The sequence below is a fragment of the Rhodomicrobium sp. Az07 genome, from assembly GCF_018619475.1.
GTDB lineage: Bacteria > Pseudomonadota > Alphaproteobacteria > Rhizobiales > Rhodomicrobiaceae > Rhodomicrobium.
In genome coordinates, this window is record NZ_JAHFZG010000002.1 from 43,638 (window position 1) to 59,558 (window position 15,921).

11 protein-coding genes are annotated in these 15,921 nt (G+C 62.8%); 3 read left to right on the forward strand and 8 right to left on the reverse strand.

Going from position 1 to position 15,921, the window contains the following annotated elements; all coding sequences use genetic code 11:
* Positions 1-118: 118 nt before the first annotated feature.
* On the reverse strand, positions 119-928 hold the full coding sequence (locus KKP04_RS01805) for a hypothetical protein (RefSeq protein ID WP_215025756.1): 810 nt from the start codon (positions 926-928) through the stop codon (positions 119-121).
* 267 nt (positions 929-1,195) lie between these two features.
* On the opposite strand from KKP04_RS01805, the gene groES reads away from it, so the two are divergent.
* Together groES and groL are read left to right on the forward strand one after the other, a co-directional pair.
* A complete protein-coding gene (gene groES, locus KKP04_RS01810; RefSeq protein WP_371818683.1) occupies positions 1,196-1,519 on the forward strand; it encodes a co-chaperone GroES in 324 nt (107 codons plus the stop codon).
* 52 nt (positions 1,520-1,571) lie between these two features.
* A complete protein-coding gene (gene groL, locus KKP04_RS01815; protein WP_215025776.1) occupies positions 1,572-3,200 on the forward strand; it encodes a chaperonin GroEL in 1,629 nt (542 codons plus the stop codon).
* 76 nt (positions 3,201-3,276) lie between these two features.
* Here groL and mepA read toward each other — a convergent pair whose 3' ends face one another.
* Together mepA and KKP04_RS01825 are read right to left on the reverse strand one after the other, a co-directional pair.
* Positions 3,277-4,506, reverse strand: a complete 1,230-nt coding sequence (gene mepA, locus KKP04_RS01820; RefSeq protein WP_215025793.1) for a penicillin-insensitive murein endopeptidase — start codon at positions 4,504-4,506, stop codon at positions 3,277-3,279.
* Positions 4,507-4,685: 179 nt separating this feature from the next.
* Positions 4,686-6,077 (reverse strand): aspartate aminotransferase family protein, encoded by a 1,392-nt coding sequence (locus KKP04_RS01825; protein ID WP_215025796.1) that lies wholly within the window; start codon positions 6,075-6,077, stop codon positions 4,686-4,688.
* 279 nt (positions 6,078-6,356) lie between these two features.
* Between KKP04_RS01825 and KKP04_RS01830 the strand changes: the two genes are divergently transcribed.
* Positions 6,357-6,884, forward strand: coding sequence for a DUF2147 domain-containing protein (locus KKP04_RS01830; RefSeq protein WP_215025799.1), 528 nt, complete (start codon positions 6,357-6,359; stop codon positions 6,882-6,884).
* Here the strand turns inward: KKP04_RS01830 and KKP04_RS01835 are convergent.
* The 5 genes from KKP04_RS01835 to bchE form a co-directional block, all read right to left on the reverse strand.
* A complete protein-coding gene (locus tag KKP04_RS01835) occupies positions 6,854-9,520 on the reverse strand; it encodes an MMPL family transporter (protein WP_215025802.1) in 2,667 nt (888 codons plus the stop codon). The genes KKP04_RS01830 and KKP04_RS01835 overlap by 31 nt on opposite strands.
* Positions 9,521-10,019: 499 nt before the next feature.
* Positions 10,020-11,588: a TROVE domain-containing protein gene (locus KKP04_RS01840; protein ID WP_215025804.1), complete on the reverse strand. Its 1,569-nt coding sequence runs from the start codon at positions 11,586-11,588 to the stop codon at positions 10,020-10,022.
* Positions 11,589-11,732: 144 nt separating this feature from the next.
* Positions 11,733-12,509, reverse strand: coding sequence for a precorrin-6A synthase (deacetylating) (gene cobF / locus KKP04_RS01845; protein ID WP_215025807.1), 777 nt, complete (start codon positions 12,507-12,509; stop codon positions 11,733-11,735).
* Between the two features lie 11 nt (positions 12,510-12,520).
* Entirely contained in the window at positions 12,521-13,633 is a 1,113-nt protein-coding gene (locus tag KKP04_RS01850; RefSeq protein ID WP_215025809.1) for a hypothetical protein, read from the reverse strand.
* 223 nt (positions 13,634-13,856) lie between these two features.
* Positions 13,857-15,626: a magnesium-protoporphyrin IX monomethyl ester anaerobic oxidative cyclase gene (gene bchE, locus KKP04_RS01855; RefSeq protein ID WP_215025812.1), complete on the reverse strand. Its 1,770-nt coding sequence runs from the start codon at positions 15,624-15,626 to the stop codon at positions 13,857-13,859.
* Positions 15,627-15,921 lie beyond the last annotated feature (295 nt).

The following is a 15,921-nucleotide window of genomic DNA, read 5'->3' on the forward strand; positions in this document are numbered from 1 at the left end:
CGACTGCAAGGTTGGGGAAAGGTGGTGCGTCCGGCACCCTTCGACCGCGCCAACCTGTTGAAAAAGCGTCGCTCGCCTTTCGAAGGCCGGGACGGCGTGGCCGCCCGGCACTCGTTAATCAGCGGATTTTCACCAGTTCGAACTGCGAATAGCAATTGCGGCTCGGCAGGTTGTCATGCCCGCTGATCGCATCGGAAAATGCTTCCGTCAGGTTCACGCCGTCGCCCCTCGCGCGCACGCTGGCAAGAAGGACCGGCCGCTCATAGCTCGAATCCGCATCCTGTTGCGCCTTGCAGGCGCCCCTGTCGTATTGTCCGAGAGTGAGCGTCCAGAGCGGAATCGAAGCGTCCGTCACCTTGGAAATCCATCCGGCGACCGTCTGGGCACGGGCCAGCGCGCGCTCTTCCTCCGCCGCGCGATCGCCTTCCCGCGAGGCGAGACCGACAGCGATCACGTCGAGTGCGCTGGCAAACGACTCCCTCACCTTCGGTGTGATGATCCGGTCGGCGGCTTCGTCTTCGGGGATGACCGTATCATTGGACACGACTTCGGTCGTGCTTCCCTTCACCCAAGTATAGTCGCTGGTGACGATGATATAGTCAAATGATGCCGCGCGCCCTTCCGCGTCCTTGCCGTCGATGCGGAAGAAATAGGCATTCTCGACCTTTTCCCTGGGAGCACGCTTTTCGGCAACCGGCTTCGGGGCGGCTTCCAAGGGTTGAGGCGCGGGCGTGGCTTCGACCTTTCTTGTCGCCTGCTCGGCATACAGGATTGCACCCGCGACCAGCGCAGCCAGAAAAAGAAGAACCGCGAGGATCCAGAGCCATATCGCGCCGCGCCGCTTCTTTTCTTCCTCGGGTTTGTTCCGATCTCCCAAAGGAGGTTGCCCCGACTGGGAATTAACGTCTTCTGCAATAATATCGTTCATAAAATGATCCCCTTCGAACTCGGGACGACCGCCCGATGCACTGCTTCGTGGCATGCCAATCCGACTGCAATTTTATTATGACGATATTTCGTCAAATCCGCTTCTTCAGGCTTCACCCTTGCTTAGGCCTCGGTCGAAAATTAGCACTCACCACTTGACAGTGCTAACAGTTCCGGCCTATCTCAGCGGCAGGGTAAACGCGAGCGCATATGCCGCACCCACACATTCAAGATCCAGATTTGTCGTCTGAGGAGGATACACATGTCAGTGAAGTTCCGGCCCCTGCATGACCGCGTCGTCGTGCGCCGTCTCGAAGAAGAAGAGCGCACCAAGGGCGGCATCATCATTCCGGACACGGCGAAGGAAAAGCCTCAGCAGGGCGAAGTGATCGCCGTCGGCCCCGGTGCCCGTAACGAAGAAGGCAAGCTCGTCTCTCTCGACGTGAAGGAAGGCGACCGCGTTCTCTTCGGCAAATGGTCCGGCACCGAAGTCAAGATCGACGGCGAAGACCTCCTGATCATGAAGGAAAGCGATATCCTCGGCATCCTCGAAGGTCATGAAGGCGGCGGCAAGAAGAAGAAAGCCGCGTAAACTGATTTCACCCCTTCAAAGTTTCACTCTCAATTCAAAGGAGTCATGAACAATGGCTGCTAAAGACGTACGTTTTGGCCAGGACGCCCGCGAGCGCATGATTCGTGGCGTCGATATCCTCGCTGACGCCGTGAAGGTTACGCTCGGCCCGAAAGGCCGCAATGTCGTGCTCGACAAGTCTTTCGGTGCGCCGCGCATCACGAAGGACGGCGTGACGGTCGCGAAGGAAATCGAGCTTGAAGACAAGTTCGAGAACATGGGCGCGCAGATGGTGCGCGAAGTCGCCTCCAAGACCAACGACATTGCCGGCGACGGCACGACCACCGCGACCGTTCTCGCTCAGGCGATCGTCAAGGAAGGCGCGAAGTCCGTCGCCGCCGGCGCGAACCCGATGGACCTCAAGCGCGGCGTCGATCTCGCGGTCACGGCCGTCGTGAAGGATCTCCAGAGCAAGGCGAAGAAGGTTACATCGTCCTCCGAAGTCGCGCAGGTCGGCACGATCTCCGCGAACGGCGACAGCGAAGTCGGCGCCAAGATCGCGGAAGCGATGGAGAAGGTCGGCAACGAGGGCGTCATCACGGTTGAAGAGAGCAAGTCGCTCGACTTCGAACTCGAAGTCGTCGAAGGCATGCAGTTCGACCGCGGCTACATCTCTCCCTACTTCATCACCGACGCCGAGAAGATGCGCGTCGATCTCGACGATCCGTTCATCCTGATCTACGAGAAGAAGCTCTCCAACCTCCAGCCGCTGCTGCCGGTTCTCGAAGCCGTCGTCCAGTCGGCCCGTCCGCTCCTCATCATCGCTGAAGACGTCGAAGGCGAGGCTCTGGCCACGCTCGTCGTCAACAAGCTGCGCGGCGGCCTCAAGGTCGCGGCCGTGAAGGCTCCGGGCTTCGGCGACCGCCGCAAGGCCATGCTGCAAGACATCGCGGTTCTGACGGGCGGCCAGCTCATTTCCGAAGACCTCGGCATCAAGCTTGAGAACGTCAACATTGCGATGCTCGGCCGCGCCAAGAAGATCACCATCACGAAGGACGACACGACCATCGTCGATGGCTCCGGCGACGCGAAAGAGATCGAAGCCCGTATCAACCAGATCAAGGCTCAGATCGAGGACACGACCTCCGACTACGACCGTGAGAAGCTCCAGGAGCGTCTTGCGAAGCTCGCGGGCGGCGTTGCGGTGATCCGCGTCGGCGGCGCGACGGAAATCGAAGTGAAGGAAAAGAAGGACCGCGTCGACGACGCTCTGAACGCGACCCGCGCGGCCGTTGAAGAGGGCTTTCTTCCGGGCGGCGGCGTGGCTCTGCTCCGCGCGATCTCCGCGCTTGAAGGCCTCACCGGCGAGAACGAAGACCAGAAGGCGGGCATCAACATCGTCCGTCGCGCGATCCAGGCCCCGATCCGTATCATCGTCGCGAACGCTGGCGAAGACGGCGCGGTGGTAGCTGGCAAGGTTCTCGAAAACGACGACTACAATTTCGGCTACAACGCCGCGACCGGGGAGTACTCGAACCTCGTCGCCGCTGGTGTCATCGACCCGGTGAAGGTGGTTCGCATCGCGCTTCAGGACGCCGCTTCCGTGGCTGGCCTCCTGATCACGACCGAGGCCATGATCGCCGAGAAGCCGAAGAAGGACTCTCCGATGCCGGCGATGCCGGGCGGCGGTATGGACTACTAAGTCCCCGTCAGAGCGACTGAACAAGAAGCCCGCGACTTGCGTCGCGGGCTTTTTCTTCTGACGCTCGTATCGCGCGTCAATGCGCGGCGAGCGTAACCGACGGCGCGTTCAGCACCGCTTCGCAGGCTGGCGGAAGCTGCGACATCGTGATGCCGGACTTCCGTTTCACCGGAGCGGAAGCTACCTTGGGCCTCGGCGCGACGGGAACCACCGGCTTCGAAAGCTTCGCGATCCACTTGTCCAGTCCCCCGCCGCACCCGTCTCCAGCAGGAAGGGGCGGCTGATTGCGGCAGCCCTCATCGCCGGCGGGGCAGGCTAGCCGAACATGGAAATGCGCATCGTGGCCCATGATGGGCTGAATCTTGTGCAGAAAGCCCCTGTCGTCCTTCACGTTATCGCACATCCACTTCTTGATCGCGGGATTGACGAAAACGCGCGCGACCTCCGGGTAGGACACCGCTCGCCGCAGAAGCTTGACGTGGTCCGGCGTCCACATCTGCTCGTTGACGTGCACGGGATCGAGGAGGACGCTGTCCATCTTCATCCGCTCGCGCTCATCGGTCGGGAGCGTCCGGTCGGGCATCGGCCTGTACCAGATGTCGACGTCGAGACCGACCTGATGGCTCGCGTGACCGAACGGCATCGGCCCGCCGCGCGGCATCGACATGTCGCCGACCAGAAGGCCCGGCCATCCGTCCTTCGCCTTGGCGTCCTTGGCAAGCTTTTCGACGAAGGTCACGAGGACGGGATTGCCCCAGTGGCGGTTCCGCGAAAGCCGCATGGCCTGCCAGGCCGGGCCATTGTCGGAAAGCTGCTGGGCACCCGAGAGGCAGCCCTTGGCATAGAAGCCGATTGATCGCGTTTCCATCTTGGCGGGTTCGCGGGCCGCGCCGAACAGGTGCTTCGCGGGCGTCGCCTTCATGACCTTCGGAGGAATGGGCGCTGTGCCGGGAATGGGAAACGGCGCGACGGCGGGGTTCGCGCCGGCCGCCAGTCTCACGCCGGGCGCGGCGGGCTTGACCGAAACAGGATTCGGCGCGCTCGCGGCGGGAGCGGGGGCTGCGGGAGCGTGCATACGGACGATGGGTGCAGACGCGGCCTGCGCCTCGGCCGGCGGCGCCGCTTGAGCCGTGATCACGGGCTTTGGCGTACCGCGCCTTGGGTTGTAGTTTGCCGATGAGTTCGGCCCGTCAGACGGCGAAACCGCCAGTCCCGCGAGCGCGTCGGCGCCGCCCGAAGCAACCGTCACCGCCAGCGCGACACTCGTTACCAGCGACGCGTTGAGCAGAAAGACATACGCTTTCATTCTATCTCCCCCGATCGCCCCGCCACCGCGAAGGCGAGCGGCCGATCTGCAAAGACCGAGCGCCGTGGCTGTGCAAGCGCACTGCGCTCCCCAACTTCCATTATCGGGTCCATCGTAGCGGAAAGGCTTCACCGTTTCGTTGCCGAAACCCTAAAGAGCGTTAACCTCAGCGTGTGGTCTTATGCTTCCGCTCGCGACTTGAGAGCATGCCCGGCGAGCGTCTTGCCGAGCGACCACGCCGCGCCCGGCACCTTGTGAGCGGCGGCAATCGTTGCGTCGAACGACTCCTCGATCCACGTGCAGTCGTCGTCGGTCAGCGTAAGCGCGGGCAGGAGCTTCACGATGTTCATGCCGTGCCCCGCAACCTGGCAGAGGACTTTATGCTCCTTGAACAGCGGAATGGTGATCATCTGGCTGAAGAGGCCCTTGTTCGCCGTCTCCAGCGCATGCCACGACATGCGCAGAGCGAAGGATTTCGGCTCGCCGAACTCGATGCCGATCATGAGCCCCTTGCCGCGAACGTCCTTCATCAACTCGTGGCGGCCGATCATCGACCGGAAGGAGGCCATGAGCCGCTCGCCCTTTGCGGCTGCGTTCTCGATCACCTTGTCTTCTTCGAGCGTGGCGAGCGTGCCGAGCGCGGCCGCCATCGCCATGTCGTTCTTGGCGAAAGTGGAGCCGTGAACCACCGCGCGATCCATGCGGTTGAACAGCCTGTCGAAGATCCACTTGCGCGTCAGCACCGCGCCGACGGGAACGTGACCGCCGGAGAGCGCCTTCGCGACGAGGACGAGGTCCGGCTCGACGCCGGGCCAATGATCGATGGCGAAAAACTTGCCCGTGCGGCCGACGCCGGTCTGTATCTCGTCCGCGACGAAGAGCGTGCCGTATTTTTTGCAAAGCTCCTGAACGCCCTTCAGGTAGCCGTCGTCGGGCACATGAACACCCTTGCCCTGGATCGGCTCGACGAAGAAGCCCGCGATCTTATTCGTCTTCAGCGCGTCTTCGAGCGCGTCGAGATCGTTGAACGGCACTTCCACCGTATCGGTGAGAAAGCCCTCGAAGCCCTTGCGGAAGATCTGGTCGCCGTTGAGCGAGAGCGAGCCGTAGGACAGGCCGTGGAATGCATGGCCGCAATGGGCGAGGCCCGCGCGGCCCGTGGCGGCGCGTACGAACTTGATGGCGGCCTCGACGCTTTCCGTGCCCGAGTTGGCGAAGAACGCCTTGTCGAGCCACGGCGCCCGCGCGAGAAGGCGCTCGGCGACGACGCCCGCGAGCGGCGACACGTCCATCTGCACAAGGTTCGGAAACTCGCTGTCGAGGATCTGCCGCAGCGCGTCCTGCACCTTCGGGTTGTTTCGGCCGAGCGCGAAGACGCCCCATCCCGACAGGAGGTCGAGATATTTGTCGCCCGCGCGGTCCCACAGATAAGCGCCTTGTCCCCGCACGAAGCCGACATCGTAGCCGATCGTCTTGAGAACGCGCACCATCTGCTCGTTCAGGTACCGCGTATGGAGCGCATAGCGCCCCGCCTCGTTCTCCGCGAAAAGCGATTTGATGTCGATGCTCATTCAGCAGCTCCTAGACCCCGTTCCGATCTGATTGAATCGCCATCAGATCGGTAAAACGGTCTCTTTTCTGAAGTTTAGAGACGGACTCACCGATCAGGTCGGGTCAACCTGATCGGATCCGGCTCCAGGCGGCGGTCGCCGGATGGCGCCCGGCCCAATCTTTGAATTGTTCCGCGATAGTATTGCGATACAGACCGAACGCAAAATTTGTTCTTAACCGCATAAATTCCACATTGGGCGCACATGAGGCGCGCAGGCAACGGATTGGAGTCAAAATTCATGAAGGTATTTCATCTCGCTGCGGTCGCCGGCCTGCTCATTGCCGGTCCCGCCTTCGGCCAGCCGAAACCCGTCGCACCCAAGGCCGCACCGTCGGCACCGGCCGCGCCCGCGGCTCCGTCGGTTCTGGGTGAATGGCTGGTCGAGGACGGCAACGCCCAGGTGCGCATCGTATCCTGCGCCGACGGCGTTTGGGGTATCATCTCGTGGACGAAGGCCGAACCGGGTTTCGACACCAAGAACCCGGATCCGGCGAAGCGGACCCGGTCCGTTCTCGGCATGCCCATCCTCCTCGGGATGAAACCCTCGGCGGACTATCCGGGCCGCTTCGACGGCGAAGTGTATAATGCCGAGGAGGGAGCAAGCTACATCTCGCACATCAGCCTTTCGAGCCCGGACGTGCTGCGCATCGAAGGTTGCGTGTTCGGCGGGTGGATCTGCGGCGGGCAGGACTGGACTCGCGTCGAGATGCCGCCACAGAAAGGCGCGCTGACCGATCAGGCCGTGTGTTCCGAACTTCCAAGATAGGCGGCCGGACGCTTCGCATCCGCCTTCTTCCCTTCCGCTTCTCCCTCTTCCACCTTTCGCGGCGGCCCCATCAGCAGCGGTTGAAACAGCACCGCTGCCGCCATCGTCGTCACGAGCGACAGGGCCAGCAATTCGCCCATGCTTGACGTGCCGGGGTGCTTCGAAAGGTAGAGGCTTCCGAACGCCACCGCCGTCGTCATGCCGCTGAAGAACACAGCGCGCGTGAGCGGCGAGGCGAGGAGGCCGCTTTTCCCTTCGCGCCACGCCATGATGTAATAGATCTTGAACGCGACGCCGACGCCGAGCAGCAGAGGCAACGCGATGATGTTCGCGAAGTTCAGCGGCAGGTCGAGGATCACGCACAATTCCAGCGTAACGGCGCAGGCCAGCAGCAGCGGAAACAATGTCAGCGCCACGTCGCGCACCCGCCTCAGGAAGATGAAAAGCAGGATCGAGATCGACGTCAGCGCCCAGAAGCCGGCTTCAAGGAACGCGTTGACGATGGTGTCTCCCGCTTCCTGGATGCCGATGGCTTCGCCCGTAGCGTTCGGTGCAACGGCCGTCACCTCACCGACGAAGCGGCGCAGAACATCGTTGTCTTCCGAATCGCCGCTCGGCGAAACGGAGATGCGCACGCGACCGTCCGCCGTCTTCCAGTCCGAGACGAGGTTCGGCGGCAGCGCGGCGAGCGTCACCGTTCCGGGATCGAAGCTCGCCCTGAGGGTGTTGAGCGTGATGTTGAGGGGGTCCACCAGCGCTGCGGTGGCGCGCGCGCGCGCCTCGGGCGAAGCCTTGGACAGCGCGGCGAGCGCATCCGAAAGCCGCTTGGCTGCTTCGACGCCTTGCTTCTGGCCGCGCACCCGCGCTGCGATCACGCTGAGGAGGTTCGAGGTTCCTTCCAGCTTCTCCGCCAGTTCGGCATCGGTCGGCGCCGGCTGGTTCGGCTGCGGCTTCAGCACGCTTTCGAGCGTCGTGGCGGTCTGAGCGATCAACGCGCGCTTCTGGTTCTGATTCTCGGGGATGAACGAACTGAGCGTCGTGGTGCGGGCCACCTCGGGCAGCGCCGCAATCTTCTTCGCGAGCGCGTCGGCCTCTTCCTTGGAGGCGGTAAGCACCTCGATCGTGCGGCCCGCCGTTTCCGGATCTTTCTTGAGGTCGAGATAGGTCGCGACCGATTCCACTTTCGGGCTGCGGAGATTCATCGGGTTGAAATCGAACCGCAGCCAGTTGAGAAGCGGCAACCCGGCGAGCACGACGCACAAGGTGCCTATAAGAATGATCATGCGGTTGCGGTCCAAAAACTCGTCGACCGGCTTCAGGAATGCGTAGCCGAGCGGATGCGGCTCGGCGGGCGGGTTCATCAACCGGAGCATCGCGGGGAGCACCGTGATACTCGTCAGGAGGGCGATGAACATGCCCATGCCCGCGATGAGGCCGAGTTCCGATAGCCCCTTGTAGGCCGTCGGCGTGAAGGCGAGGAAGCCCGCGGCCGTCGCCATGGCGGCGAGCGCGAGGCGGCTGCCGAGATGCGATGCGTTTGCCTTCAGCGCGCCCTGCAAATCGTCTTTTTCGAAACGCTCCGCGCGATAACCGACGCTGAACTGCAATCCGAAATCCACGCCGATGCCGACGAACAGCACGAAGAACGCGACGGAGATCGGGTTGAAGGAGCCGACGGCGGCCAGCCCCAGAGCGGCTGTTATCGCAAGCCCCACGATCAGCGAGACGAACACGGCGAAGATGATCCGCCCGGAATGAAGCGCAAGCCAGAGTATGATGAGCACGGAAAGGATGGTCAGCGTCCCGTGCATCCCCGCGTCTTCCTTGAGCGTGCCGAACTCCTCATCGGAGATGGGCACAGGCCCGGTCAGGCGCACGGTGACACCCTGATCGGGCAGGCCGAGTTCCGCCGCCGTCTTGCGGATCGCGTCGGAAGCCTCAAGGCCCGGCTGAAGCGCGTTGAAATCGAGGATGGGAACGATTTCGATAAGCTGTCGCTTGTCGCTCGTTTTCGACGCCTCACCGCTCAACATCTCGCGCCAGCTGAAATTGGCAGGCTGATCCGCGATGGCGTTTTCAATGGCCGTCGCCATCGAATTGAATTGCGGCGCGAGGCTGTTCAACGAGACCTGCCGCCCTTGCACACCCTGTGTTGTAAGGGTGATCGCGCTCATGACCCCGCGAAGGCTCGGATCGGCCGCGAGCGGTTCAAGCAGCGGCTTCGCGCGCGTCAACTGGCCAAGCGCGTTCTTGAGTTCGCTGTCGGAGAGGAAGAGAAATCCGTTCTTCTGGAAAAAGGGTCCGCCGGTAAGCTGCTGCACGCTGCGAATGAGGGTCTTTTCTTCCGAAAGTCGCTGTGTGAGCCGCTGGGCGGCCTGATCGGCGAGTTCCGGCGTCGGACCGTCCACAACGGCGACGATGGCGGATTCCACCTTCGGGAACGCCTTCGCGAATGCAACCTCCCGCTGCCGCCAGGGAAGCTCCGTCGAAATCAGCTTGCTGATATCGGTGTTGATCGCGAAATTCGTGACGAAGTAATAACCGGCCATGATGGTGAGGACGAGCGCTGCGGCCAGCACTCGCCAAGGGTGACGCGAACAGATATCGACAGTCTTTACTATGGGCTCTTTGAGCATTGCCTACCGCATTTGGATTGGTGCAACCGGCACTTGAGACGCCGCGAACAATGCAGATATGTCCACGCTTGGCAACCGGAAAGCGTGAAAAGGCGACAGATTGCAACCTGAGTTAAGACTTGGAGCGGGCCACCATTCCAAGACAGCACTATCCTGGAAATAAGATTTTAGAACTGCAATCCAAGGCGTGCGTTCGCTCCGCTTTTTTTGGGAGGTGACTCACATTGCTACTATTCGGGCATTTGTTGCAAATGAGGCGCAATCGCGAAGGTTCGTGTAAACGAAGCTTGCAAAGGCGTAAAGAACAGAATGGTTGTGCGGCTCTCCAGTTTTTCGAGCCTCGTTTCAATCAGCTTCCTGTGACTCAGCCATGTCTTTTTGCCCGGCTCGCGCCAATGCCTTGGACGAGGACATCTTCTCAGTATGGTTTCCAAATCCATACACGACGATCGTTTTCGCGAGAGTTTTACACCAGCTTGCGCTGCCTGAATGTCCCGCGTCAGTTCCGGATGAAGTCGGCGATCAGACGCGGGGTCTTCTCATTGAAGCCGATGACATCGAGCATGCCGCCGTCGTTGGTGTCGGCGATGGAGAACCCGCCCGAGGCCACGCCCGCGATCACGAGCTTCGCGCGGATGCCGGTGCGCGCGCGATATTCGCGCAGCGCGAGCGCCGGATGAACCGACTTCGCGCGCACCTCGCTGTCGGTGTAGACGACGAACGCGTCGACCTTGAGATCGTTTTCCAGCGCATAGAGCATCGGCAGCGCGCAATCCACGGAATCCGATGAGTAATTCGCAATTTCGCGCAAGGCTTCGGGCAGCCGCATCGTGGCATTCATCTGCACCGGCAAGAGCTTCTGCTCATCGGATCCGCTCGGCACCGTGAAGGCGGCGACGTGGCAGTCGCGCTCGATCGACGCGGAAACGAGCGCCATCGCGGCCACCGCATCGCGCGCGCTCAGGCCGGTGCCGACAACGTGACTCGCCCCCATTGAATAGGAGCCGTCGACAGCGATCAGCAGCCGCTTCCCAGCGATGTCGGCATTCGCAAAGGCCGCGTGGAAGGCCGCTTCAAGCGCGTCCGCGACCTGCGGCAGCGGCTCCCAGGTGAGTTTTTCAGCGTCGTCGCGCCCCTTTCGGTAGTCGTCGAGCGCGAGAAGGAACGCAAAGGGATGCAGATGCGATTGCCAGACCCGCGTGATATCCCGCAGCGACGGCATCACGAGGTTGAGCCCTTCGCCGGAGGGTTTCAGTACGCCGGTCGCGGTAAGGCGGCCGAGTTCGCGCAGCAAGGTCTTGACGGGCATGCGTTCCACGAGCGCGCGCAGAACCATTTCATCGCGCCGCCACTGCTTCGGAACCGTCTCGAAGGGGAGATCGTGCGCCGCGATCAACGCCGCCGCTTCGTCCGCCGTCTTCGCATGCAGCAAGGCGACGTAGCCTTTCACCACGGACGGGGTCGCCGGGCTTGTCTTTTCCGTGGCCACCCAGTCGTAAAGCGCCTTGCGTGCCGGGTCCGCCGCGACCGGCTGCGAAAGACGGATGAGATCGCGATGCGTCCACCCGCCCCGCTGGCGGCTGGTTACGATCTGCCGGGCGAGATCGTCCGTTCGCTGCTCGGCATACCAAAGACCGACAGCGCGCTTGATCGTCGGGTCGAACCCGCGCAAGCCCTGCGCCGCCTCGGCAAACTGGAAGAGGTGCTCCGTCGTCCGGCACACCCTCGGCAGGGCGGCGACGGCGGCGCGCTTCACGGCCGCATTGCCGTGAACGGCGGCGAGCGCCAGCGCGAAGACGGCGGGCGCATTCGACGGCGCGCGTGAGGCGAGGCTCTTTTCCTCTAGCGTCGAAACGGCATGCACGCCGCCCACTTCGAGCGAGCGGAGCACGGCGGGAATATGCTCGGCGTTGAGCGCCCGCTCGCGCGCCACATACCGCCCGTTCTCCGAGCCGAGGATCAGGAAGCGCTCGAACCGCGACCAGTCGCTCATCGGGAACGGCAAGGCGACGGTGTCCGCGACGCGCGGCTTGATGCGACGCAGCAAAAACTTCCTGTAATCGAACATGGCCGGCCCACCTCGAGCGAAAAGGATTGCTTGCTCCTGTCCTAGAAAAAAAACGAGGCGCGCGGGCGGGCAATGTGGTGCGGCGAATCGGCTCGCCTCCGGCATGGGCGGTGTATCCGGGGCGGAAAACGGCGCGCAGAGGGCTTACTCCGGCTGCCCGGACTGCCCGCCTACCCGCCGCATGAGATAGGTGTCCATGATCCAGCCATGCTTTTCACGAGCCTCTGCGCGAAGACGCTCGATCTCGCCCATCACCTCCGAAAGCCGCCCCGCGAGGAGAATTTCGTCCTTCGTGCCGAGATAGGCGCCCCAATAGATGTCGACCGTCTCCGGTTCGGGCACGCGCGTAAAGCTCACCGCGCCGTCGAGCATGACGACGACGCTGCCCGGATGGCGCGGAAAATCCACGTCGAGCCGCCGCCCCGTGGTGATCAGCACCGGCTCGGCGATACGGTTCAGCGGGATCTTGTGTTGCGCGGCGAGCGCCTGAATCGCGCCGATGCCGGGTATCACCTCATGCTCGAACGCGACGCCCTTCGCGAGAAGGCTGTCGAGAAGGCGAAGCGTGCTGTCATATACCGCCGGATCGCCCCACACGAGAAACGCGCCTGTCTCGTCCTCGCCCAGCTCGTCGGCGAACAGCCGCTCGTAACCGGCCTCGATGGCGGCATGCCAGTCTGCCACATTCGCGCAATAGTCGGGGGTTTCGGCGCGGCGCGGGATCGGCACGATGACTTCGCGAAAACGCGGCTCGCGGATGAAGCGTGCGCAGACCTCTTCGCGGAACAGACGCAGCGCGGCCTTCTCCGTGCCCTTGTCCGGGATGAAGAATACGTCGGCGCGGTTAAGCGCCGCGATAGCCTGCACGGTGAGATAATCCGGGTTTCCGGCCCCGATGCCGATGACGAGAATCTTGCGCATCGCGTGTCGGCTCAACCTTCGTTCTGTTCGAGCGACGCGATCAGCCCGGCGATCACGGACCAACAGGCCTGATCCAGCGGCGGCACGCGCCGCAAGATGCCGCGCGCCCAGATCGCCTTGCGGCCAAGCTGCTTGGCGAGTTGGAAATCGACGCTGCCCGGCGGGTCGGCGAGGTCGACTACAAGCGCGTGATCCGGCAGGCTGCCGAGTTCGCGCGCGTCGACGACAGGACCGTTGATGGTGGAGAAGATCGCATCGAATTTCGGCGACTGCACGGGCAATTCCGAAAGCGGGAGCACGGCAACGCCGGGGAAGACGCCGTTGAGCCCGCGCTCGTTCGTTGCTATGTGAACGCGCGCGCCCGCCTCCAACAGCCGGAAAACCAGCAGGTCGGGGATGCGCTCGCCCGCGATGATGCAAACGGTGGAGCCCTGAAGTCGCGTCCCGGCCTTCTCGACGCGGCTCAGTAGCTCATCGATGGCCTCGGCGGCGGTGTCGAGGATCGACTGGAGCGCTTCCTCATAATCGTGAACGGTAAGCCCCAGCGCAGCGGCATGGCGGGTGAGCGCGGCATTGGCGCGCGGCGCGATCAGGCGAGCGCCTGCGCTCATGCCGCCGAGCGCCGAGCCATAGGCGCGTTCCGGCGCGAAGCTCGCGTTTGGCGACGGGACGTGGCCCGGCGTCGCCACGGGCAGGATGGCGTAGCGCGCGCTTTTGACGACCGAGGCCGGGTCTCGATGCGCCTTGACGGCGCGTTGACGCGGTTCGAGCGGCGCGCCCAGTATCGCGACCTGAGCGCCAGCGGCAGCGGCCATGCAAGCGATGGTGCGGTCGAGCCGCTGTGTACCGAGCACGCCAATGGTAACGCTTGCCCATTCCGGCGCGACCGCGGTCTGCGGCGCTGTGTAGACGGTGTTCCGGCAGCCGGCCGCGTTGTCGTATTCGCCTTCCCAGTCCGAATCCATGCGGCCCATGGTTGGAAAGCCTGAGGGCGACCCGAGGCGGGGACGCGGCACGCGCCCGGAAGGCGACGGCGCGCCTCGCTTGCGGCGGACGCGGATCGTTCGCGGCGCGAAGAGGCGCGTGATCCGTTCGAAGCTGCGCGACCAGAAATCAGAAGACACGATGCTTCCCGATGGGTTCGACGGGCATGACATAGTCGCGGCGCGCGCCATGTGCTCGTCGCCATTTGGCTTATTGTGCGAAAAGCGGCGTCTTTCGGCAACTGGAACTTCAACACACGATAACGGAGATCCGAACGGCAAGAAGCAGAAATGGCCGGGTCGAGCCCCGGCCATCGTCAATTCTTCCCGTGAGCGCCGCTTTCACGCGGCGCTTCTCTTTTCTTTAAACCTTGGCGGGCGTGTCGGCCTTCGCTTCGGCCGCCTCGTGCTTCGATTCTCCCGAGCAACCGCAGCCTCCGTCCATCGTCGGCTTCGCAACGCTGCCGCCGATGGCAGCAGCCATCGTCGCTTCGTCAAGCTGCTGGTCGCCGCCGCCGCAAGCCATGACCTTCTGCGGATCGTTAGCGTCGTCACCGCGCACCTTCGCGGCAGCCGCAGCCACCGGAGAGGCGTCAGCCTTGCGCTTCGGGGCGGATTTCCATGCGTTAGACGAAATCTGAAGCTCGGGCGTCTTTTCCAGCGTGCGCGACGTGTCGAAGTCGAACTTGAGCTTCTTCTTCGTCTGCGGACCCCAGTAGCCGCGCTTGCCGAGATCGTAGAACTGCCGCTGGTAGGCCGAGAGCAGGAACGCCTTCAAGCAGCCGAGCAGGTATTTGCGGCGAACCTTGTCGCCCCGCACCCACGGATAGCCCCACAGCGCCTTGTTCATGTAGAAGCGGCGATAGTTCTTCATCACGCCGTCGAGCAGTTCGCCGCGGTCGATCGCCTTCGGCCTCATGATCGGCGTCACGAAGTTGTATTTTTCGAAGTCGAAAACTTCGACCTTGTCGCCGAGTTCGCGATAGAGGTCCGAGAACGGCCATGGCGTGAACATCGACCAGTTGGCCATGTCCGGGTTCCACTCGCGAACCATCTTGTAGGTTTCTTCGAGGGTCTCGAGCGTCTCGTTTTCGAGGCCGACGATGAACTGCGCTTCGGTCACGATGCCGTTTTCGCGCAGGAGATCGATGGCCTTCTTGTTCTGCGCAACCGTCGTTTCCTTGTTGAACAGGTCGAGGTTGAGCTGCGCCGCCGCTTCGGTGCCGAGCGAGATATGCACAAGGCCCGCCTTGCGGTACAGCGGCAGCAGGTCTTCGTCGCGCAGGATGTCGGTCACACGCGTGTTGATGCCCCAGAGCACGGGCAGCTTGCGCTCGATCAGTTCTTCACAGAACGCGACGAACGCCTTGCGGTTGATGGTTGGCTCTTCATCGGCGAGGATGAAGAAGCCGACGCCGTGATCGCGCACCAACGTCTCGATTTCATCGACGACGAGCTTCGGCTTTCTCACGCGATAGTCGCGCCAGAATTTCCATTGCGAGCAGAAGCTACAGGTGAACGGACAGCCGCGCGCCATGTTCGGCGTGGCGACGCGCGTGTTCATCGGGATGTAGATGTATTTTTCCCATTCGAGCACGCTCCAGTCGGCGACGATGGTGTCGACGTCGCGGATCGGCGGCTCCGCCGGGGTGGCGACGACCTTCGAGCCTTCCTGATAGGCGATACCGTTCACCTGGCCGCGGCTGTCGGGCCATTCGCCGCGATCGATCGCCTTGACGAGATTGAGCATCACCGCTTCGCCTTCGCCGCGGATGATGGCGTCGATCCACGGCGCTTCGTGCAGGATCTGCGAATACATGAACGTGCCGTGGATGCCGCCCAGCACCGTCACCACGTCCGGGTGCACTTCCTTGGCGATCTGAAGCACGCGCTCGGCTTTATAGATGGAAGCCGTGATGGCGGTCGAGCCGATGATGTCGGGCTTTTCCTCGGCGAGGATCGCGCGAAGTTCGTCCTCGGTGAGGTTGTCCGTCATCGCGTCGATGAAGCGGATATCGGAATAGCCCCCCGCTTTCAGATAACCGGCGAGATAGGCCACCCATGCGGGGGACCATCGGCCCGCGATTTCGGCGCCGCCCGAATGATAATTAGGATGGATAAGTACAATCCGCATGCATCGCCTCCTTGGGGGGCCGCTGTCCCGTCTACGCCTTTCGATGAGGGTGATGATGTCGCGGGGTGGACAAAGCCGGAAGCGTGAGCTACGCCATGATCCGATTTAAGCCGTTGTCCGATAATGCCGCGGCGACATCAGTAACGCTCCCTAGAAAGCGTCGGCGATTCCGCGACAAATCAGAAACCGGCCGTTAGAGTTGAAGGTCATCATAGCTTCTGAACCACCCTCCAGCGGATTCGGTCTGTTCCGATGGCAGGTAATAGTTGGGCAAACTTGCCGCTTCGTCGCGGAA